17 protein-coding genes and 1 tRNA gene are annotated in these 19,023 nt (G+C 39.2%); 5 read left to right on the top strand and 13 right to left on the bottom strand.

Going from position 1 to position 19,023, the window contains the following annotated elements; genetic code table 11:
* Positions 1–219: 219 nt before the first annotated feature.
* The 3 genes from tsaD (at position 220) to NPX99_RS00985 (ending at position 3,014) form a co-directional block, all read left to right on the top strand.
* Entirely contained in the window at positions 220–1,314 is a 1,095-nt protein-coding gene (gene tsaD / locus NPX99_RS00995; protein ID WP_269029900.1) for a tRNA (adenosine(37)-N6)-threonylcarbamoyltransferase complex transferase subunit TsaD, read from the top strand.
* A 233-nt stretch (positions 1,315–1,547) separates the two neighbouring features.
* The gene (locus tag NPX99_RS00990; protein WP_269029899.1) at positions 1,548–2,009 is read left to right on the top strand and encodes an EVE domain-containing protein; all 462 of its coding nucleotides are present in this window, start codon (positions 1,548–1,550) and stop codon (positions 2,007–2,009) included.
* Positions 2,010–2,330: 321 nt separating this feature from the next.
* Positions 2,331–3,014 carry a response regulator transcription factor gene (locus NPX99_RS00985; protein WP_269029898.1) on the top strand — a complete coding sequence of 228 codons (684 nt, stop codon included), beginning with the start codon at positions 2,331–2,333 and terminating at the stop codon, positions 3,012–3,014.
* Between the two features lie 313 nt (positions 3,015–3,327).
* On the opposite strand, the gene NPX99_RS00980 is transcribed toward NPX99_RS00985, so the two are convergent.
* From NPX99_RS00980 to argH, 5 genes are all read right to left on the bottom strand, one after another.
* Complete coding sequence (locus NPX99_RS00980) at positions 3,328–4,122, bottom strand: class I SAM-dependent methyltransferase (protein WP_269029897.1); 795 nt, start codon at positions 4,120–4,122, stop codon at positions 3,328–3,330.
* 97 nt (positions 4,123–4,219) lie between these two features.
* Entirely contained in the window at positions 4,220–6,649 is a 2,430-nt protein-coding gene (locus NPX99_RS00975) for a TIGR02302 family protein (RefSeq protein ID WP_269029896.1), read from the bottom strand.
* 390 nt (positions 6,650–7,039) lie between these two features.
* Positions 7,040–8,314, bottom strand: a complete 1,275-nt coding sequence (gene lysA / locus NPX99_RS00970; RefSeq protein ID WP_269029895.1) for a diaminopimelate decarboxylase — start codon at positions 8,312–8,314, stop codon at positions 7,040–7,042.
* A gap of 8 nt (positions 8,315–8,322) precedes the next feature.
* Entirely contained in the window at positions 8,323–8,502 is a 180-nt protein-coding gene (gene lptM, locus NPX99_RS00965) for an LPS translocon maturation chaperone LptM (RefSeq protein ID WP_269029894.1), read from the bottom strand.
* Positions 8,503–8,561: 59 nt separating this feature from the next.
* A complete protein-coding gene (gene argH, locus NPX99_RS00960; RefSeq protein WP_269029893.1) occupies positions 8,562–9,962 on the bottom strand; it encodes an argininosuccinate lyase in 1,401 nt (466 codons plus the stop codon).
* Between the two features lie 33 nt (positions 9,963–9,995).
* On the opposite strand from argH, the gene NPX99_RS00955 reads away from it, so the two are divergent.
* On the top strand, positions 9,996–10,661 hold the full coding sequence (locus NPX99_RS00955) for a TlpA disulfide reductase family protein (RefSeq protein ID WP_269029892.1): 666 nt from the start codon (positions 9,996–9,998) through the stop codon (positions 10,659–10,661).
* Between the two features lies 1 nt (position 10,662).
* Here the strand turns inward: NPX99_RS00955 and NPX99_RS00950 are convergent, their stop codons facing one another.
* The 7 genes from NPX99_RS00950 to NPX99_RS00920 all read right to left on the bottom strand — a co-directional run bounded on the left by NPX99_RS00950 (position 10,663) and on the right by NPX99_RS00920 (position 17,319).
* A complete protein-coding gene (locus NPX99_RS00950) occupies positions 10,663–11,157 on the bottom strand; it encodes a YaiI/YqxD family protein (RefSeq protein WP_269029891.1) in 495 nt (164 codons plus the stop codon).
* 13 nt (positions 11,158–11,170) lie between these two features.
* A complete protein-coding gene (locus NPX99_RS00945) occupies positions 11,171–12,025 on the bottom strand; it encodes a YihY/virulence factor BrkB family protein (RefSeq protein WP_269029890.1) in 855 nt (284 codons plus the stop codon).
* 249 nt (positions 12,026–12,274) lie between these two features.
* The gene (locus NPX99_RS00940) at positions 12,275–13,207 is read right to left on the bottom strand and encodes a prephenate/arogenate dehydrogenase family protein (RefSeq protein WP_269029889.1); all 933 of its coding nucleotides are present in this window, start codon (positions 13,205–13,207) and stop codon (positions 12,275–12,277) included.
* 342 nt (positions 13,208–13,549) lie between these two features.
* Complete coding sequence (gene holA / locus NPX99_RS00935; protein ID WP_269029888.1) at positions 13,550–14,590, bottom strand: DNA polymerase III subunit delta; 1,041 nt, start codon at positions 14,588–14,590, stop codon at positions 13,550–13,552.
* Positions 14,591–14,594: 4 nt separating this feature from the next.
* The gene (locus NPX99_RS00930) at positions 14,595–15,389 is read right to left on the bottom strand and encodes an ABC transporter ATP-binding protein (protein WP_269029887.1); all 795 of its coding nucleotides are present in this window, start codon (positions 15,387–15,389) and stop codon (positions 14,595–14,597) included.
* Positions 15,382–16,278, bottom strand: coding sequence for an ABC transporter permease (locus NPX99_RS00925; RefSeq protein WP_269029886.1), 897 nt, complete (start codon positions 16,276–16,278; stop codon positions 15,382–15,384). The genes NPX99_RS00930 and NPX99_RS00925 overlap by 8 nt, the downstream gene beginning before the upstream one ends.
* Before the next feature lie 63 nt (positions 16,279–16,341).
* On the bottom strand, positions 16,342–17,319 hold the full coding sequence (locus NPX99_RS00920) for an ABC transporter substrate-binding protein (protein WP_269029885.1): 978 nt from the start codon (positions 17,317–17,319) through the stop codon (positions 16,342–16,344).
* A 192-nt stretch (positions 17,320–17,511) separates the two neighbouring features.
* On the opposite strand from NPX99_RS00920, the gene NPX99_RS00915 reads away from it, so the two are divergent.
* A tRNA-Gly gene (locus tag NPX99_RS00915) sits at positions 17,512–17,586 on the top strand.
* Positions 17,587–18,078: 492 nt separating this feature from the next.
* On the opposite strand, the gene thiD is transcribed toward NPX99_RS00915, so the two are convergent.
* Positions 18,079–18,942, bottom strand: coding sequence for a bifunctional hydroxymethylpyrimidine kinase/phosphomethylpyrimidine kinase (gene thiD / locus NPX99_RS00910; protein WP_269029884.1), 864 nt, complete (start codon positions 18,940–18,942; stop codon positions 18,079–18,081).
* Positions 18,943–19,023 lie beyond the last annotated feature (81 nt).

Raw genomic sequence — 19,023 nt, 5'->3', positions numbered from 1 at the left:
TATAAATATATACTTTAACCAACAAAGTTTTAGAAAATCCTCAACATTTTATACTAAAAAACACAGCATTCTTTTTTGGTAAACAGTGCTTTTCGTATAGAGAAAGCATTATAATGAATCTCTTTATAGAGGTATCAATTCCAAGAGAATTTCTTTGCATCTTTTCCTATCCATGATACGCAGACAAGAAAGGAACTTTAACATAAGGTTTTGTTTGAAATGCGTTTGTTGGGAATAGAAACAAGTTGTGATGAAACTGCTGCTGCTGTTGTTGAATACAACAATGAAGAAAACAGCCGAATTCTTTCGAATATTGTTTGGAGTCAAATTGATCATCATGCACCTTATGGCGGTGTTGTTCCTGAAATTGCCGCCCGTGCTCATGTTGAAATTCTTGATAGTTTAATTCTAAAAGCACTCACAGAAGCAAACACACCATTAGAAGATATTGATGCCATTGCTGCTACAAGTGGTCCTGGTTTGATAGGAGGACTTTTAGTAGGCGTTATGAGTGCAAAAGCACTTTCTCTTGCCATGGGAAAACCTTTTATTGCCGTAAACCACCTAGAGGGACATGCTTTAACAGCTGTACTAACACATAATGTCCATTTTCCCTATTTATTGCTATTGGTTTCAGGCGGTCATACGCAAACAATCCTCGTTCACGGGATAGGCAATTACCAGCGGTTAGGAACCACTATTGATGATGCATTGGGAGAAGCTTTTGATAAAACAGCTAAACTTTTAGGGCTTCCTTATCCTGGTGGCCCAGCACTTGAAAAAATAGCTCTCTTGGGCGATAAAAATCGTATTCCTCTTCCACGCCCTTTAAAAGGGGAAAAACGATTAGACTTTTCTTTTTCCGGCCTCAAAACCGCTGTCCGACAAGCCGCAACAGCTATGGCTCCTCTTACAGAAAGCGACGTTGCCGACATTGCTGCAAGTTTTCAAGCAGCAGTTACTGATACCGTGCATGATCGCGTTCATTTAGCTCTACAACGCTTTACTGACTTGTATCCGCTCTCTCATTACCAAGGGCGTCGTCCTCCTGCTTTAGTTGTTGCAGGCGGAGTTGCTGCCAACCAAGCTATACGATCGACATTACAAGAACTTGCACATCAACATGGTTTTGAATTTATAGCTCCACCTCTTTCCTTATGTACCGATAACGCTGCAATGATTGCTTTTGCTGGTGCACAAAAACTCGCACGAGGGGAAACAAGTTCTCTTGATATTGCTCCTCGTTCACGCTGGCCATTAGATGAAAAATCCCCCCCCTTAATTGGAATGGGACGCCGCGGAACAAAAGCATAAGAAAAACAAATTGGCTACTTGTATTATTCACACGGCGCTTTCACGCACCCTATGAGGTAAAAAAGATTGCCCATTTTTCTGTCACAAAATGTAACTCTAAAAAAGGAAACAAATTGATAATACAATTCTTTACCCCATTTTAAAAATCACTCTTGATAGTGTGTTATACAGAGACTTATAAAAAGATATATATGACTTGTAAAAAATATCAAAGTTCATAAAAAGGAGGTCTCATGGCCTATTGGCTTTTTAAATCTGAACCCCATAAATGGTCATGGGACATGCAAAAGCAAAAAGGTGCTGTTGGTGAACAATGGGACGGTGTGCGCAATTATCAAGCCCGTAATAATATGCGCGCTATGAAATATGGCGATAAAGGTTTTTTTTATCATTCAAATAAAGGATTAGAAATCGTAGGCATTGTAGAAATATGTGCTGAAGCACATCCTGATTCCACGACTTCTGATCCACGCTGGGAATGTGTAGATATCCGTGCACTCTGCGATATGCCAACACCTGTTTCATTAAAACAGATTAAAGCAAATCCAAAACTGAAAAATATGGTACTGGTTAATGCCTCTCGCTTATCAGTACAACCCGTATCAGAAGATGAATGGAAAGAAATCTGTTTGATGGGCAACTTTAAAGAAATATCTCTCGTTGCTCCTAATTCCATTTTACAAAAGCGCTCTTGAAAGACATAACAAAACCGAACACAGAAAAAACAGTAGAAATTACAGAGAAATCCTTCTAAAAACGCATCTATGCTAGAAACGTTGTACCATCTCCTTCACCCTTAAAAGCAGAAAGACGCCTCGCCCTAAAACACAAAAATAGTTCTCATCAACGTACAAAATACTTCATCCGCAATTCTCTACCTGTCAGCGAATAACCAGAGAAACAACAAAATTCGTTTTTAAAAAGCTTTCTTTTTTAATTTCTCTTGCATGAAATCCCATTTTTCATGAAACTACTCTCCTCCAATTGGTGCATCAATATATTTTATAAGGAAAAAAATGAACTGCTATACCCTTTTAATTGTTGAAGAAAATGATGATCTGCGCCCTATTTTGGTAGAACAACTACAAATACATAAGGAATTTGAAGTCTTACAAGCAAAAACAGCTGAAGCAGGAATAATAATAGCCCAAGAGAAACATATTGATCTTGCTATTTTTGGTATTGAATTTTCTGATCTTGATGGTCGTACTGCTGTTAAAAAATTACGCTCCCAAGAATTTCGTGCTCCCATTATAATGATTACCAATCATGATACAAATTGCGATACTCTTTTAGATCTTGAAACAGGCGCCAATGATTATGTGACAAAACCTTTTCGCTTTGCTGTGTTATTGGCACGGATTCGCGCTCAATTGCGCCAATACGAGCAAAACAACGATACAGTTCTTCACATTGGTCCCTATAGTTTTAAACCAAAACAAAGGCTCCTCATTGATCAACATAATAACAAAACGCATCTCACAGAAAAGGAAGCCGCGATTCTTAAATACCTCTCTTCCACCCATGACAAAATTGTGAACCGTGAAACACTACTAGAACAAATTTGGGGCTACAATGAAAATGTCGTCACCCATACCTTAGAAACCCATATCTATCGTTTGCGACAAAAAATCGAAAAAGACCCTTCCAACGCACAAATCCTCATTACCGATCAAAATGGCTATCGCTTAAACCTTTAAAATTTCTCTCACATGAGCTGGGCTGGTTCAAAAACGATTTTGATATCCTCAATTCTTACTCTGAAATACAATGAAACCAAAAAATAGAATAGTTTTGACTTATAAAGATCATTCATCACGGTGTGTTTTGAATAAGCATTCTAAAGAAAGTTATATTTCTCATTGTATACGCATCTTGTCATGGATTAAAAAGTTGCCTGCACGCCACAAAAAAAGAAACAACATGGAAAAATGGAAAACGAGCCAAAGAAAATGATAATGCCACTGGACCATTACATAAGAAAAAGTTGTTCCTGATGGATTTTGAGATTCTTCACGAGCAACGTTGTGAAAAGGGAGTAGAAACAAAATGAGAAGTGTTTTCATAAGCTTGTGGCGATAATGCAGGAATAAAAACACGCCGTGATTGACGGCGCTGCACAAGCAAGCCTTGATAAACACGTTTTTGTGCCTGACACATTAAGAGCCCACCAAAATAAGGAAAAAGATAACGTGCAAACGGCTCATAAAAAAAAGAGAATAATCGTGATGCATAACCTGAAGAAGGCATATAATGTATAATTTCTTGCACCGATTCAGAAATAAAATTTGTTTTTTCAAACAAACGAGCGATTTGTTGCCGACTATAAGGTTCACCATAACCAAAAGGTGTACAAGCATTGCGCGCCCAAAAGCCAGGACGATGAGGAACAATAACTATTAAGTTTCCATTGGGTGCTAAAACGCGCCATATTTCATTCAGTGTTTCAAAGGAATTTTCTGTATATTCAAGTGCATGAACCAATAAAATACAATCAATCGAAGCATCAGGAAGCGGCAAATCTTCTTCAAAAACAAGAGCCGTAGCAACCTTATCATCACAAGGCCAAGGTGAAGCACCCTGAGCTGCTGGCATAAAAGCAAAACATTGTTGTGCACGTGCACGCAATACAGAAAGATAAGGAAGCGCATACCCTAACCCCATAACCCGTTTATCAGCAAGGTCGGGCCACCATAAATTTAACTGCTCACATAACGTTACCTGAACGCGCTGTCCAAGGGCAGAATCATAAAAATCTTTCAGTGTGACTATATCCAACTTAATATACCGTATAGAAAAAAACTTCAAACATCACAAGCTTTCATATCTCCTATTTATATGGATTTCTCCCTTTTTTTCACAATGACAAAAGCTCTCATATTTTAAACTCGAAGAAAAAAAACGGTTAATGAAAATGAAGCAACCTTTCAAGATAGTTTTTTTCTGCTTCCAAAATATGCTCCTTACTAAGGCGTTTGCGAATTTCTTCTAAAATCCGCCGCGCACGCATTTGATCACTTTCTTGTGGTAGTGCTACACCTTCTTGCCCTTCTTGATCTGATTTTGAAGAAAGTGAACGCCCTAATGGATCTTTAGGATCGCGCATAGCATTTTGACTATCGCCGGCTTCTTTAAGCATTTCACGCATTTTTTCTAAAACATTTTGTGCGCCTTGCCGCAAAGCTTCTAAAGCATCTGACTGATTCTGTATGGATTTCTGATTGTTTCCATGTTCAAGAGCATCTTCTGCAGAGTTCATTTTTTCTTCTGCTTTTTTGAATGCGTCACTTGGTTCAAATCCTTGCACTGATAATTCTTTTTCTAACGTTGATAATTCAGATTGCAATTCGGCTTGACGTTTTTGTAAAGATTGTTTTTGCTTTTCTGGTACATTTCCTCCCCGTCGTTGTTCCATTTCTAATTGGTGTGTTTCATTGAGGATTTCCTGTTGTCGACGCATTAAATCTCCAAGCTTATCCATTTTCTCTTTCATTTGTGCAGATTGGCTCTGATTTTGTTTGGAACCTTGATTGCCTTTTTGAACTTGTAAATGATCAAGAGTCTGTTCAATTTCAGCCAACAACTGTTCAGCTGCTACAGAAGAGCCCGTTTTGGCCATTTCTTCAATTAAATCCAGCTTTTTTTCTAATGAATCCTCTGAAAGATTGGGAGGGCTAAGATTATGATTGCTGGGATTTTTCTTGTCTTGTGCTTTTTCAGCCAAAGCGTGAATATAATCATCCATAGCTTGCCGCAAATCTGCCATAAGCCGTTCAATTTCTGTAGCTGGAGCACCATAACGAAGAGCATCACGTAAAGCCGCTTGCGCTTGTTTTAAATTTTTCTGAACGGATTCGAGTTGATTATCTTCAATACCCAAAGCAATTTGCCATAAATAATCAACCACATCTCGCAAATCATCCTCTGTTTCTGCCATAGAAAGTCTTGTCCATGCACTCTGTAGAGCAAGAAAATGTGTGATATTTTTAAGCCCATCTTCTGGGCGCACTAGCAAAGCAGCAAGCATATCAAGAACACGTTCTTTTTTAGCAGCATCCAGAACCAACATTCGACGCAATTCACTTACTGCGCGGGCAACCGGATTTGAAAAAACACGTTGTGGTAGCGTCATAACAAAAGTTTTACTCCGTCCTTTTTGCCCCGCACCATCTTCTGCCGCCAAAGTGATCTTAACTTCTAAACCAGCCCAAGGATGCCCTGATACATCTTGTACCGTGCGCATTTTACCTTTTCCTCCACGGGGCAGAAGAAGTTTTATTTCAGGTGCCTTATAGAGAGAAGAAATACTTTTATGCGGATTTAAAAAAGGTTCTATTTCAACAAAAGCCTTTGTCACTCCATAATCATCATCGAGCTCATACTGCAGTTCTAATGAACCCGTCAAAATCCGCCCTGGTTTTTCTAACCAACGAATTGTTGGGACTTGATCTTTAATCATTTGCAAATGCCATTGCTGTTTTTTATGCCGTGATGACACTTCTAAATTCATTGAACGTTCTAAGCGCGTTTCAAAATGAATGATGGGATCATTCACCTTTTCATTTTTCTTAGAAAGCAGAATTTCCTGTGCATCCTCTTCAGAATTTGCTTTCACTGTAACTCCCGCACCGTTGACAACACGGACAACCAAATCACTCCCTTCAGGCACTGCAAATTGTGTTGCCTCACCTTGTGTTAAATAAAGAGGCGCAATGCCTGTATAAGCAGGCGGTGTTACCCAAACATCAATCCGCATTGATGCTTCATCGACCAAAGGGCGTAAATCGAACGCATCTGCCAAACGTCCACCTAACGAGCCAAAAGAAAAACTAAAAGCACACACACAAAGGAGAGCACATAAAGCTCTGAGAGCCAGAGGATCACAAGCTGCACTATTAGGATAGATAAATCCAGTTTTTAAAGGGTATAATTGCTTTGCCATACGGCGTTGATGTTCACGCCAAACAAGCACACTAAAATCTTCATCATTCTCAAGACACAAACGATCTGTTTGAACGCATAAAGGTTGATTTTTAAGACCGTTTGCTCGTTCAAGGTGCTGATTAATTTCTTTCGTTGTAGGAAAGCGAAAATGAATGAGAAAAAACAAACTCCCTGCAGCAAAAAAAAGCATAATTCCGAGTAAAAGCAAATGTGGCCAATAACCTAGAATGCCAAAAATACCCAACCAACTAATCGAACAAAAAAGACTGAGAATGAGAAAAAACGGCAACAACCGAACCCATATCCGCTCAAATGAGAGGATAAACCACATCAAAACGCGCGCATACAAAAGTTTTATCCTTGCAAAACTTTTGATGTTTTCATTTCTCATAGACAAGCATATATCCCCTTTGACAACGGTAAACTGAGATCTTAATCTCCTTCTCACTTTAAAGGATGAAGATTCTTAATCAGCATCCCTCTGTAATCAGATTGGTTTCTCTCGAGATCAACCGCACCTGTTGATCTCTGATGTGATTCATAGTCCCTCTAAATACATCTTTCCTTGAATATTACGTTCAATTTTATAGCTTTACACTTGGTTGAGGCAAAAAAAACTGAAATCAAACAAAAACAACTTTGTATTTTACTCTGAACGAATGCACCTTATCACTGTACTGAAGAAAAATATTTTATGGCACCCCGGATAAATCACACATAAAATAATTTCCAAATACGAAACTGTTTCACCAAAGTTTAGTAAAAATAAGACAAAGAATGCTTAACAATGTTCAATCCAATCTGGAATATGATCACAACCTATCAATTGAGCATAATCAAGACGCGGACGAACAACCGCATAACGCATATCCTGAACGAGAACTTCTGGTACCAAAAGTCGACTATTGTAGGTACTCGACATCACCGCACCATAAGCACCTGCTCCCGTAATGGCTAGAAAATCACCTGCCGCAACAATCGGCATGGAGCGATTTAATGCCAAATAATCCCCTGTTTCACAAACAGGACCAACAACATCTGCATTGATCAATGGAGCATTCATCGGCGCTTTTTCCACCGGTATCACATTCTGCCACGCATCATAAAGTGTGGGACGCATAAAATCATTCATTGCCGCATCAACAATAACAAAATTGCGTCCTTCACCTTTCTTTAAATACAAAACAGATGTCACCAACACACCGGCTTCCCCAACAATACTGCGTCCAGGCTCTAGGATAATATTGATCCCTAAGGGCATAATATGTTTTTTTACCAGTTCGGCATAATCAAAAGGAGAAGGTATTGGATGCTGCTCATGACCATAAGGAATACCAAGCCCTCCCCCAATGTCGACATGGGTTATTGCATACCCATCATTCCATAATTGGCGCACAAAATCTGCGGCAATCATAAATGCATCTTCAAAGGGCTTTAAGTCACAAATTTGGCTACCAATATGGAGATCAACACCACAAACATCAAGACCTGGCAATTGGGCTGCTTTTTTATAAGCATCCCTAGCCAACAAGAGTGGAATACCAAATTTATTCTCGGACTTGCCCGTTGTAATCTTCTTATGGGTTTTAGCATCCACATTTGGATTAATGCGCAAAGAAACACGTGCTGTTTTTGAAAGAGCAACAGCCCGCGCTGATAATTGTTCAAGTTCTGGTTCTGATTCAACGTTAAAACAACAAATATCCTGTGCAAGAGCAAAATCCATCTCTTCAACTCTTTTACCCACACCAGAATAAACAATGCGATGAGCAGGAATACCAACAGCAAGAACACGCCGTAGTTCTCCTTCTGAAACCACATCCGCTCCCGCTCCATGATTGGCTAGAAGTCGTAAAACCGCTTGATTGGAATTTGCTTTAACCGCATAAGCAATCAAACTAGGCACATCTCGAAATGCATTCTGATAGTCTTTAAGATGCGTAAGGAGTGCATTGGCTGAATAGCAATAAAAAGGTGTTCCAACATCCCGCGCAAGTTTCAAAAGCGAAAGATCTTCAACGTGGAGTACATTCTGACGATAAGAAAAAAAATGCATAAAAACCTCTATTGTATCAACCGATCGAGAATAAAAGGTTTATCTGCTTTACTTTGAGAAACGGTAGCTCCTTTCGAAGAATCCATCACCTTTGCAGGAGGCAATTCTAATGCTCCTTTGCGCCCACACCCAATGATCATAATACTCCCCAAAAGAACAATTGTTAAATTCTTCAAAATGACTTTCATACGCCCTTTTCCCTCCTATCGATAGTTTCTTTTTATTTTTTGAATTTACAATCAACCATTCAGGTGGTTATAAGGCGTTTTTTCCAATAAGCAATTTGATAAAGCACTTCTGAAGGCGCTGTACCACCAAAACTTTTACGGCTTTTAACGGATTTTTCAACCGTCAAAACATCAAAAAGTGTTGCATGAATCTCTGGACAGATCATTTGAAGTTCAACCAATGATAAGTCGTTCAAACCGCATTGTTTTTTTTCTGCCAGTGCAACAGCTCTCCCAGTAATATGATGTGCTTCACGAAAAGGAATTCCTAATTCACGTACAAGCCAATCGGCAAAATCTGTTGCAGTAGCATAACCAAAATCAGCCGCTTGTTTCATGGCATCTTCATTGACTTGCAAATCACCAAGAATTCCTATCATTGCTTCCAGTGATAATTCTAGACTTAAAGCTCCATCAAACACATATTCCTTGTCTTCTTGCATATCCTTCGAATAAGCAAGAGGCAGTCCTTTCATCACCGTTAACAGCCCCATCAATGCACCATTGAGTCGTCCCACTTTAGCACGCACAAGTTCCGCAGCATCCGGATTTCTTTTTTGTGGCATGATGGATGAACCCGTTGAAAAAGCATCCGATAAACGAACAAAACGAAATTGTTCACTTGACCATAAGACAATTTCTTCAGCTAAACGCGAAAGATGCGTTGCACAAAGAGCACCAGCGCTTAAAAATTCCAAGGCAAAATCACGATCAGAAACACTATCAATCGAATTGCGTGTTGGTTCTCGAAAACCTAATGCTTTTGCTGTCATAAAACGATCAATCGGAAAGCTTGTTCCTGCCAAAGCAACAGCTCCCAAAGGGGATTCATTCATTCGCTCGATTGCATCACGCATACGCGATAGATCTCGACCAAACATTTCAACATAAGCCATCATATAATGACCAAATGTTACAGGCTGTGCCGATTGTAAATGCGTAAAACCAGGCATAAAGGTCTCAACATGTTGTTCTGCTCGAACAAGCAGTTCCTCTATCAATCTTTTTAAAGTTTGCGCGATTCTCTGTGATACTTCACGCACCCACAAACGAAAATCAACAGCAACTTGATCATTGCGGGAACGCGCAGTATGCAAACGCCCTGCTACAGGACCAATCAATTCGTTCAATCGGGCTTCAATATTCATATGAATATCTTCAAGCTTTCGTGAAAAAATAAATATCCCTTTCTCAATTTCTTGTTGAATAAGTTTTAAACCATGAACAATTTTTTCATAATCTGAGTGTGAAATGATCTTTGTTTGTGCCAACATCGCGGCATGAGCAATTGAACCTTCAATATCCTGCCGATAAAGTTTTTGATCAAAATCAATAGAAGCGTTAATTTCTTCCATAATTGCAGCCGGTCCTGCTATAAAGCGGCCACCCCACATTTGATTTTTTAATTTCTCATGCGTCATACTCTCAAAGCACCCAGTGAAAAGGACAAAATTATGTTTCCTCAAATTTTTATAAGCAAAAAAAGGCAGCGTTTCCTTATATTTTCTATTGTTTTTTCCTCTTTTATTATTGCCTTGAGTATATACGCAACAATAACCCACTCTCATAAGAAAGTACAAGCAATAAATACTGATAAAGCACGAGCGGAAAAAATGATGGCGATCAAAAAAGCAACAAAAGGCTTTTTTACCCACATGAGATTTGCAGATACGCTCTCTGACATGAAAGAACTCTCTTTCAAAGATATTCAAGGAAAAGACTACAAACTTAAAGACTTTACCGGAAAACTGATGCTCGTCAATCTGTGGGCTATTTGGTGTGCACCCTGCCGCACAGAAATGCCCGAATTGGCGCAATTAAAACGTGAACTTGGTGGAGAAAACTTTGATGTCATAGCTATTAATATTGATAAAACTGCTTCTCCTGAAAAAATTCAGAAATTTTTACAAGATATTCATGCTGATAATTTGCTTTACTATCGTGATGAAACAATGGATATTTTCAACAATGTTAGAAAACAAGGGCTTGCTTTAGGACTACCCATTACATTTCTTATCGATAAAAATGGACATCTCATTGCTTCTTTCAACGGTGCTGCTCCATGGGCGAATGACGATGCCAAAGCGCTTATAAAAGCCGTCATGAAAGAAGCACTCTAACCTAATAACCGCGCCTTTTTAAACGTTGTATAACGAGATCCAGTGCAGACAAAAAAGCCGAACGATCTTTGCGACAAAAAGGACGCGGACCACCTGTTATATTACCCTGTCCTCGCAAATCTTCCATCAAATTTCGCATTGCCAAAGCTTGACCAATTGAGTTTACATCAAAAATACGCCCCGTTGGCGAAAGACAAAAGCCTCCTGCCCTGACTACCCGTGCAGCTAAAGGAATATCACTGGTAATAACGACACTAGCCTCATGCACATGTTCTACAATCCAATCATCAGCGCAATTGAATTTTCCAGAAACAACCACCCTTTCAATGAGGGGTTCATCTGGAAGAGGAAAAAACCGATTCGCCACAACAAATGTTCTAAGCTGATAACGATTCATCACACGATAAACCTCATCTTTTACCGGACAAGCATCAGCATCAATCAACAACGTGATGGCAGGCTTTATTGGGATATTTGTACTTTGACTTTCACGCAATAACTAAATTCTTTTACTCCTTTGAATGTTGCCAATGCTTGCGATAAAACATTATCGCCGCGTTTATCTCTGCGCCAAAAATAAAAATTGCGCTTAATATGTAAAGAAATATTATGGCAACCATAATAGATGCTAACCCAGCATAGGTAGAAATATAATCAAACATTGTCAAATATTGCGCAAAAGCAATGGAAGCTATAAACCACACCAACATTGTGACAATGATTCCTGGTAAAATCTCTATAAATTTCCGTCGCTCTGCTGGTAGCCATTTATGAACAATCAAGAGACTTACAAAGAGAACAACTGCTGCGATTATATAACGCCATAAACGAATAGCACCAATATATTCAGTCATAAAAAAAGGATGATTGTGCATAATCTTGATCAGCAAAGGAGTTAAAATCAACAAAAAACTGATCACAACAAGACCAACAGCTCCAAGAATTACAAAAAACAAGCTTTGAAAACGACAAAACAACAAACTACGCCGTTCAACAACACGATAAGCTTTATTTAAGGCTGTTCGTAACGCTTCTATCCCATTAGACGCAAAATAAGCTGCTCCAATGACAGAAATCGTTAACACTCCCCCACGCTGAATGGTTAAAACATTGACAATTTCCTTAGATAAAGGCTCTACAATAACATCTGGGAATAACTGTAGCAAAGCTTTGATTTTTTGTGGTGTGTATGTAAAAGCGCCGATAAAACTAGCAAGAGATGTCCCAAAAATAAAAAAAGGGAAAAATGCTAAAAGTCCTGACACGGCGATATGACTAGCAAAAGCACTACCATTATCACGCCAATAATGACTTACTGCATCAACAAGAATACGATAGCTATACCAAAAGATATTTTTTAACAAATCTTAATACTTTCTGGTAAAACCCTTTCTTAAGCACTCCAAGCTTTATAAAAATCATCAAAACTTAAAAAACGTTTTCACTATAAGGGGCAATGATCAATACAGTCAAGCTTCACTTTATACCGAAACTGAGAAGAACAACACAACAAAATAAAAAGCCAAGGAAGAGTACATGCAACGACCAATATATCGATAAAATAGGTAACGCATCTCTTAAAAAAAACCAGTGTAATTCAATAAAACACTTTTTTACTCATCCTTTTTAGAAACATTATGGCGCCCAAAATCAGGAGCATCAATTTCCTGTCCAGCTTCAATAATATTACGACGCACAGCGCGCGTACGCGTAAAAAAGTTAAACAATGTCTCACCATCTCCCAAACGGATGGCTTGTTCCACAGAAGCAAGCCCTGCACTAAAACGGCTCAACATCTCTAAAATAGCATCTTTATTATGTAAACAAATATCTCGCCACATAACAGGATCAGAAGAAGCCAAACGCGTAAAATCACGAAAACCTGAAGCGGAATAAGCAATCACTTCGGAATTTGTTACTTTTTCTAAATCACTAGCCGTCCCAACAGTATTATAAGCAATCAAATGTGGCAAATGGGAAACAATAGCCAAAACAAGGTCATGATGTTTCGCATCCATCTTCTCGACCCGCGCACCACAAGCTTCCCAAAACGCTGTCAATTTTGCTATAGCCGCAGCATCACTTTCAGCAAAAGGCGTTAGAATACACCAGCGATTCATAAACAAATCAGCAAAACCCGCATCCGGCCCTGAATATTCTGTGCCTGCAATCGGATGGCCAGGAATAAAATGAACGGATTTTGGTAATAAGGGCGCCATTTCTGCAATGACCAACGCCTTCGTAGAACCAACATCACTCACAATCGCCCCCGGCTTTAAATGATCACAAATGTTTTTTGCCACTTCCGCACTCGCCCCAACAGGAACAGAAACAATCACTAAATCTGCTCCTTCAACAGCTTCTGCATTATCGGTTGTATAAAAATCCCCAAGTTCCAATTCACGTGCTCTCTTCAACGTCTCTTGTCGCCGCGTTGAGATAGAAATTTGAACTGCGAGATTTTTCTTTTTAATTACTCTTGCCAAAGAAGAGCCAATAAGACCAATCCCAATGAGTGCTATTTTTTCAAATTGGATATGGAGCATCTCTTACCTTTAAAGATCTTTTTATGGCAACAAAACTGCAATTTGCCTCTTTGTTTATTCAAGATCTATGTATCAAACATTTTAAAAACCACAACCGGCAAAAGAATAAATAATGAAAATCATATGCCCCCCAATAATCATCTGTACAAACCACTAACAGATCATTTTTACCTGAAAAATGCACCAAAAATGAATGATAACATAAATCTATGCCCCATTTACCATTTTAGAGCACCCCTTTTATTTTTCAAAATAACAAATAAATCTTACAAGAGAACAATATTTATTTCATAAAATTTTTAAGATCTGCAAAATAAGTCTTCACAAATACAACTGAAGATCTTAAGCAGCCATTTGGCGTCGCGCTGCAATTGTAAGCCCTAACAAAACCTGACGAATGATAGCTTCTCCTAAAGACGAATTTTTACGGCTTTCTAAAACAGCACTTTGGATTTTTTCCATTGCATAGGAAATATGTTCTAACTTCCAATATCTTAAAGCTTGCTCCACTGTTTTTTTGCGTTGAAAAAAAATGGGGGGGCGCGCCTGAGAAATCACTGTAGAAGGGGATTCCCCTCCAACCTCCACTTGATAACGCAAGAGTTGTAATTGTTGAAAGTGCCTTTGTGCTGCACTCAAAATAAAAAAAACTGTACCATGCATTGCTGTATATCGGCTAAAATGGGCTTCAAATCCCGCAATATCGCCCAAGAGAAGTGCATCAACCACTTCATCAAGAGAACGAGCACTGACATCGCTTACAATAGCTTTCACATCTTCAAGAGTAATATAGATATCAGAAGCGTAAAGACAAAGCTTTTCCAATTCACTACGTGATACAAGACGGTCACCTCCCAAACTTTCGTGTAACCACTTTCGTGCATCCAAAGAAAGGGTTTTCTTAAAATGTCCCAAAACCTCATCAATCACTCCATCAAGAGAACGAGCATCATCTGCAAAACAGGGCAAAGCCATTGCTTTTGATGCCGTTTCAACAACATTGCGCAATCCCGTTCCTTTTTTCAAATCCCCCGCTTCAATGAGAATAAAGCTTTTCTCTGGTGGTTCCTCAATTAAAAGTTTCAAAGCTGTAAGAAAACCTTTTTGATTAGCTCCATTAGAGACCCATATTAAACGATCACCCCCAAAGAGTGATAAAGTACGCGCTTCATTTCCCAAACGGGCAGGATCTTTATCGATTTCAGCAGCATCCAAACGAACCGTTGAAAAAGGATCTTCTATTGCCACCTGCGTAAGCTTAGCAAAACGCTGCGCACGTTCACAAACAAGACCACGATCTGGTCCGTAAATGAGAACGATAGGAAAAGCACGCGAAAAACGCGCTAGGAAAGGGTCAACTTCATGCGCTTTTTTCTGGGCCACAATATCAATCCATTAAAAGTTCATCATCATCAAGGGCTTCTCCACGAACCCTTTGAAACATACCGATAAGATCGCTCACATCCAATCCCTTACGCTCTTCTTGACGCACATCTAAAATCACTTTTCCGCCATGCAACATCAATGTCCGATCTCCATGATCAAGAGCCTGACGCATAGAATGCGTGACCATAATAGTGGTTAACTTTTTCTCTTCAACAATTTTTTCGGTCAACTGCATGACAAAATCAGCCATTCCAGGATCTAATGCTGAAGTATGCTCATCAAGCAATAAAACATCTGCATGTGCTAAAGTAGCCATCACAAGACAAACAACTTGACGTTGTCCACCTGACAAACTATCCATAGGATTATGAATATATGTCTCAAGCCCAATACCTAATTGAGCAATTTCATCACGGAAAATTTGCCGTTTTTTATAATTCAACGCTGAACGCAAACCACGGCGCTTCCCACGCATAGCTGCAAGAGCTAAATTTTCTTCAATGGTTAAAGAACCGCAGCTACCCATTAATGAATCTTGGAAAACACAAGCAATCCTGTCGGCTCGCTCACTGACTGATTGCCTAGAAACATTTTGCCCATTGATAAGCACTTTCCCCTCTGTAGGGGGAATCGCACCCGCTAACACACTAAGCAAAGTTGATTTACCAGCACCATTCGAACCAATAATTGTAACAAAACTACCCCGATCAATTTTGAGATTAATGTCAATGAGGGCTTGTTTTTCCAAAGGCGTTTTTGGTTTAAATGTGACTCCGACATGAGAAAACTCAATCATGTTTACGTCTCCCCCAATAACGTGGTATAATGAGAGCTGAAGCAACTAGCAACGCTGTAATCAACTGAAGATCTGTTGACGTATCAATACCAATTGCATTTGCTTCAAAAGCAAATTGCACTGCGACACGGTAAAGAACAGATCCAACAACACAACTGATGATAATCCACAAAATATTACGCGTACGAAAAAGAGTTTCACCAATAATAACCGCAGCTAAACCGAAAACAATCGTACCAGCGCCCCCGGTAATATCAGTAGCAATTGCGGTTTGAATATAAAGGGAACCTCCAAGTGCAACGCATGCATTTGAAAGCCCCATACCAAAATAAATTAACGCGGATCTGTGAATCCCTTGTGCAGTAGCCATACGTGGATTGGTACCCATTGCTCTCATGGCAAGACCTATTTCGCTTTCTAAAAAGCGCCAAATTAAAAATGCCACAATCAGTAATACAGAACCAATAAAAAGAGGCCGTATAAAAATATCAGGCAATCCTAACAGATTATAGAAAGGAGTTAAAACTGTATCCGCAAGAGCCAAATTAACATTAGCCCCTCCCATAACCCCCATAATACGAAGATTAACCGTATAAAGCGCCGACATTGTTAAAATTGAAGCCAAAAGATTTAAAATACCAAAATGCAAATTCAGCAACGCTGTTAACAAACCAGCGAGCATACCCGCGCAAAAAGCGCATGCCATAGCTGCCCATGGATTGAAGCCCAAAAGAATCAAAATACCACAGACACACGACCCGAGAAGAAACGAACCATCAACAGTTAAATCAGGAAAATCTAAGACGCGGAATGAGAGATAAACTCCAATTGCAACAAACGCATAAATAAGACCTAATTCTACAGCACCAGAAAGCGCAAATATATTCATCCAAAATATTCCCCATAAAAACTTAATACACGTTTACCGTATCAACATCACATTAATGGAGATCTATTGAAGAATTTTTGTTGCGCGTTCAATAACTGCTTGCGGAATAACAATACCTGCTTTTTTAGCTGCTTTCATATCAATACGGATATCATTATTAGCCGCTAGCACAACATCAATATCGCCAGGCTTTTCGCCCTTTAAAATACGCACAGCCAACTTCCCAGCATCAACCCCTACATCATAGAAATTGACACCTTTGGTCATAAAAGGTCCACGTCCTATAGAGTTAAAATCGACAGAGAATATAGGAATGTTTGCTTCCTGAGCGACTTTTACTGTTCCTTCTAAAGCAGAAAGAATTGTATTATCAGCAGGAATAAAAACCATATCCACCTTACCAATTAAAGCGCGTGTTGCCGCTTGAACATCAGAAAGCTTAGGCGCAGATGAAGGAATAACTTCAATTCCTACTTTATTGGCTTCTTCTTTCAACGTCTTAAGCGTTGACACTGAATTTGCTTCAGAAGCATTATAAAGATAACCAAGTTTTTTCAAATCTGGTTTTACCTCCCGCAAAAGACTGAGACTTCCCGCAATATCTATGCGATCAGAAGCCCCTGTTACATTACCGCCAGGCTTTATAAGAGAAGGGACTATTTTTGCTCCAACAGGATCAGAAATTGCAGCAAAAACAATAGGAATTGTCTTTGTTGCCGCAAACATTGTTTGCGCTGAAGGCGTAGTAATTGCTACAATAACATCAGGTTTATCACCAACAAATTTACGTGCAATTTGTGTTGCTGTAGAAATATTGCCCTGTGCGGACAAGAAAGTGATTTCAAAATTTTCACCCTGCTTATAGCCACTTTCTGCCAGAGCATCTTCCACCCCTTTACGCACAGCATCCGCAGCAGGATGTGACATAATTTGCGTAATTGCCACTTTAACATGTTTAATATGATCATCTGCTTTTGCAAAACCATTTATGATAAAAATAGCCGCAACCACGATCCACAATATATTTATTCTTTTCAACATTCTGCTCCGCCCCTCTTTTGCAATAATTAAGGAGGGGCAATCTATTGAAAAACACTATTAAAATCAATCTTTATTTTTATTTCTGTAATGCCTACAAAATAAATCAAATTGAAATGTTATTTTTTTGTTGCAATTCAGAGAAGCCTACGCCATACAACATCATCCGAAGCAAAATATGTTTCGAATCGGTGAGCGGGTGTAGCTCAGGGGTAGAGCACAACCTTGCCAAGGTTGGGGTCGTGGGTTCGAATCCCATCGCCCGCTCCATGGATTTTGTATTTTTATATCTATTCGTTGTAGCTTGCCGGCAGCTTTTGTATAATTTGACAGTAGGTTTTATACCAATTTTTTTTCAAAGGTCATTTAAAGCTCCTTTCATGAGTCTTTTTTTCTTCTCCTATTTTTACAGATCGCTAAAGCGTGTAAAGTCGGCTTGAAATGCAAGGGGGACGATTCTTGTCGGACCATTGTAGCTTGTCACTAGGTTTTGCACAATTTGCCACCAGGTTTTGCAGCAATTCATTTTTTTATAGTTCTTTGAATTTATAAATTTTTGAAAAATCTCTCTTCTGTTTGCCATCAAATTTTGATTTTTTCCATTTTCCACCTCCGAAATCCAAGTTTGCGAAAAATGTATGAAGTGGTAAAAATGATCATCACATACCTCTGCTTATCCCACTTCCTAAGCAACTCCTATCAAACAAACGACAACAGCCACTCAACCAGCCCTGAAATAGAATTGTTTCATATGCAATTGCTTTATTCACTCTTCCATAATTTATAAAAATGGTGAAGTGGTCCTCGTCCTTTTCCTATTTGTAAAGCGCTTGAAGCAGATAAAGCGCCATTCAAATAGTCTTTTGCTTGTTTAACAGCACACCCCAAAGGCTGTGTTGGCAATAAAGCTGCAATCGCAGCTGAAATAGTACAACCTGTACCGTGATCATGCGTGGTCATGAAACGAGAAGCTTCCAGCATAACACATTCTTTAGAATCGCAATAAAGATCTGGACTTGAATCATTGTGATTCGTTGTACTTTTTCTAGTAAGTGCGCTTAAATGCCCACCCTTCAACAGAGCTGCATGACAACCTAATGCCAAAAGCTGCGGACCATATTGGTACATAGCGTTTAAAGACCATTGCACTTCATATCCCAATAATAGTGCTGCCTCAGGCAAATTTGGCGTGATCAAAGTTGACAGTGGAACAAGAACATCACGCATGATTTCAATCGTATCGGGCTCTAAAAGGACATCACCACTTTTTGCCACCATAACGGGATCAAAAACAATAAAACGGGGTTTATAATAAGCCAAACGCTCTGCAATAATTTGAGCAATTTGGGCATTTGCCACCATACCAATCTTAACGGCATCCACATGAATATCTTCAAAAACGGAATCAATTTGGTCAGCGACAAAAGAAGCATCTAAAGCCTGAAAAGCACGTACACCTTGTGTGTTTTGTGCAACAACAGCCGTCACCACACTCATACCATAGGTTTTCATAGCTGAAAAAACCTTCAAATCCGCTTGCATTCCAGCGCCACCAGAAGGATCAGTACCCGCAATAGATAAAATCCGGGGGATCAAAAGAGTATCTTGGCTACTCTGTAGTTTCATGAGCCTGTTTCCTTATGTTTTTAAATATCAGAAAAGAGGTTATCGAAAAAAGAGATATTTGAAAAAACATAAAGAGAGATG

The organism is Bartonella sp. 220B (assembly GCF_026930205.1).
In the GTDB taxonomy this organism is placed as follows: domain Bacteria; phylum Pseudomonadota; class Alphaproteobacteria; order Rhizobiales; family Rhizobiaceae; genus Bartonella.
The sequence above is the reverse complement of the archived record's forward strand: the minus strand, read 5'-3'. Positions and strand labels throughout refer to the sequence as shown.

Excerpts from the sequence above, each read along its gene's own strand:
- tsaD (WP_269029900.1), top strand. The coding sequence starts at position 220 with ATGCGTTTGTTGGGAATAGAAACAAGTTGTGATGAAACTGCTGCTGCT.
- NPX99_RS00990 (WP_269029899.1), top strand. The coding sequence starts at position 1,548 with ATGGCCTATTGGCTTTTTAAATCTGAACCCCATAAATGGTCATGGGAC.
- NPX99_RS00985 (WP_269029898.1), top strand. The coding sequence starts at position 2,331 with ATGAACTGCTATACCCTTTTAATTGTTGAAGAAAATGATGATCTGCGC.
- NPX99_RS00975 (WP_269029896.1), bottom strand. The coding sequence starts at position 6,649 with ATGAGAAATGAAAACATCAAAAGTTTTGCAAGGATAAAACTTTTGTAT.
- lysA (WP_269029895.1), bottom strand. The coding sequence starts at position 8,314 with ATGCATTTTTTTTCTTATCGTCAGAATGTACTCCACGTTGAAGATCTT.
- lptM (WP_269029894.1), bottom strand. The coding sequence starts at position 8,502 with ATGAAAGTCATTTTGAAGAATTTAACAATTGTTCTTTTGGGGAGTATT.
- argH (WP_269029893.1), bottom strand. The coding sequence starts at position 9,962 with ATGACGCATGAGAAATTAAAAAATCAAATGTGGGGTGGCCGCTTTATA.
- NPX99_RS00955 (WP_269029892.1), top strand. The coding sequence starts at position 9,996 with ATGTTTCCTCAAATTTTTATAAGCAAAAAAAGGCAGCGTTTCCTTATA.
- NPX99_RS00940 (WP_269029889.1), bottom strand. The coding sequence starts at position 13,207 with ATGCTCCATATCCAATTTGAAAAAATAGCACTCATTGGGATTGGTCTT.
- NPX99_RS00930 (WP_269029887.1), bottom strand. The coding sequence starts at position 15,389 with ATGATTGAGTTTTCTCATGTCGGAGTCACATTTAAACCAAAAACGCCT.
- NPX99_RS00925 (WP_269029886.1), bottom strand. The coding sequence starts at position 16,278 with ATGAATATATTTGCGCTTTCTGGTGCTGTAGAATTAGGTCTTATTTAT.
- NPX99_RS00920 (WP_269029885.1), bottom strand. The coding sequence starts at position 17,319 with ATGTTGAAAAGAATAAATATATTGTGGATCGTGGTTGCGGCTATTTTT.
- thiD (WP_269029884.1), bottom strand. The coding sequence starts at position 18,942 with ATGAAACTACAGAGTAGCCAAGATACTCTTTTGATCCCCCGGATTTTA.